The organism is Jatrophihabitans sp., assembly GCF_036389215.1.
Classification (GTDB): domain Bacteria; phylum Actinomycetota; class Actinomycetes; order Mycobacteriales; family Jatrophihabitantaceae; genus Jatrophihabitans_A.
Map to the genome: position 1 here is coordinate 1 of NZ_DASVQG010000266.1, position 1881 is coordinate 1881.

At 74.6% G+C, this 1881-nt stretch carries 1 protein-coding gene and 1 pseudogene; one reads left to right on the forward strand and one right to left on the reverse strand.

The window, feature by feature from the left end; translation table 11 throughout:
- A pseudogene (locus tag VF542_RS15045) lies at positions 1-986 on the forward strand (hypothetical protein); the annotation flags it as partial.
- Positions 987-1001: 15 nt separating this feature from the next.
- Here the strand turns inward: VF542_RS15045 and VF542_RS15050 are convergent.
- On the reverse strand, positions 1002-1881 hold an 880-nt coding region (locus tag VF542_RS15050), incomplete at its 5' end, for a TIGR01777 family oxidoreductase (RefSeq protein WP_408652516.1).

Consider the following 1881-nt stretch of genomic DNA (forward strand, 5'->3'; position numbering starts at 1 on the left):
CCGCCGACCTGCGCGCGGTGCTCGCCCGGGCAGCCAACGGCGTGATCGAGGACCTGCCGGGCAAGCTCGCGGGCTGTCCGGCGGCCATGGCCGCGGTGCTCGGTCGAGCGCTGGATCCGGAGCCGCATCGCAGAGGCTCGGCCGCCGAGTTCGCCCTGGACCTGGGCGCCAGCGTGCCGTCCGCCCCGGTGGTGCTGGCCGCCGGCCGGATCCTGCCCGGCGTCGGCCGGCACTCAGCCGAGCGCCACCATCCGGCCGGCCTGGCCGCCGTGCCAGCCGACCTGACCCATGTGGCGCGGCTGCACGTCAGGCCCGAGCCGGACGAGCCGCTACCGGGGCGTCACCCCCTTCGTGGGCTGGTCGACCGGACGGCGGGCCGGCTGTCGGCGACCCTGCTCATCGCGGTGCTGAGCGTCGCGCTGCTGGCCATCACCGCCCTGGTGCTGGCCGCCGTGCGCAGCAAGGCACAGCCGGTCGCGGCCGGTCAGCGGCCCGCTCGGGCGGCGGGCCCCGCTCAGGCGGCGGGCCCCGGCAGCTCCGCGGCTGTTCTGGAGGCGGGCCGCTCCGGGGAGGCCAACCCGACTTCCACGGCTGGTGGAGCAGTGGACGGCGCCGATCCGGCTGCGGTGCTGCGGCGGCTCGCCGACCGGCGCGCTGCGGCATTCGCGGGTAACCGTCCCGACTTGCTGGCCGCGCTCTACCAGTCCCCGGCCTTGCTCGCCCAGGATCTCAGCCAGCTCAGCTCCCGGGTGCCGGCCGGCTGCGTGCTGACCGGTCTGCGCACCAGCTACCGGGACGTCACGGTCACCGGCGCCCGACCGCAGCAGCTGGAAGTGCGGGTCACCGCCAGCCAGCCGTCCGCGTCGCTGGTCTGCGCCGGCACCGTCCGCGGCCGCACCGAGCCGGCAGGCCCGACCCGGCTGGTGTTGCGGCTGGTACGGGTAGGGGCCGAGTTCCGGATCGCCTCGCAACGTCCGGGCGGGTGAAAGCTCTCTGGCGCGCTAGTGGGCGATCGCCCAGGCCAGCGCGCTCGGCAGGTCGGCGTGCTCGAACCGGTAGCCGCTACTGAGCAGCTTCTCGGGAATCACCCGCTGGCTGACCAGCACGCCCTCGTCGGCGAAGTCACCGAGTATCAGCCGGAGCCCGAATGCCGGGGCCGGGAGCAACGCGGGACGATGCAGCGCCCGCGCCAGCTCGGCGGTGAACTCGGCATTGCGGACCGGGTCCGGCCCGACCAGGTTCACCGGCCCCTCGAGCTGGTCGGTCGCGACGATGTGCCGGATGGCGGCGACCTCGTCGGCAAGGGTGATCCACGCCTGGTACTGCCGGCCGGACCCCAGCTTTCCGCCGACCCCCATCTTGAACAGCGGCACCATGCGCTTCAGCAGCCCGTCGGTAGCGCTGAGCACCAGCCCGGTGCGCAGCGTCACGACCCGCACTCCGGCGCGAGCGGCAGGCTCGGCCGCGGCCTCCCAGCGGCGCACCAGGTCGGCCAGGAACCCGGATCCCAGGGTGGCGGACTCGGGCAGCGGCTCGTCCCCGCGGTCGCCGTAGTAGCCGATCGCCGAGGACGACAGGAAGGACTTCGGACGCAGCTCGGCGGGCAGGCCGGCCACGGCGCCGGCGATGGTCGAGGTGGGCTGCAGCCGGCTCTGCGCCAGTACCTGCTGGTACGCCGGCGTCCACCGCTTGTCGGCTATCCCGGCACCGGACAGGCTGATGACCGTGTCGGCTCCGGCCAGTGCCGCGGGATCCAGCTCGCCGCGGTCGGGATGCCACTCGACCTCGGACTCCGACACCGGGCTGCGCCGCACCAGGGTGGTCACCTGGTGGCCATGGCCGCGCAGGTCGAGGACCAGCGCCTTGCCGATGAAACCGGAG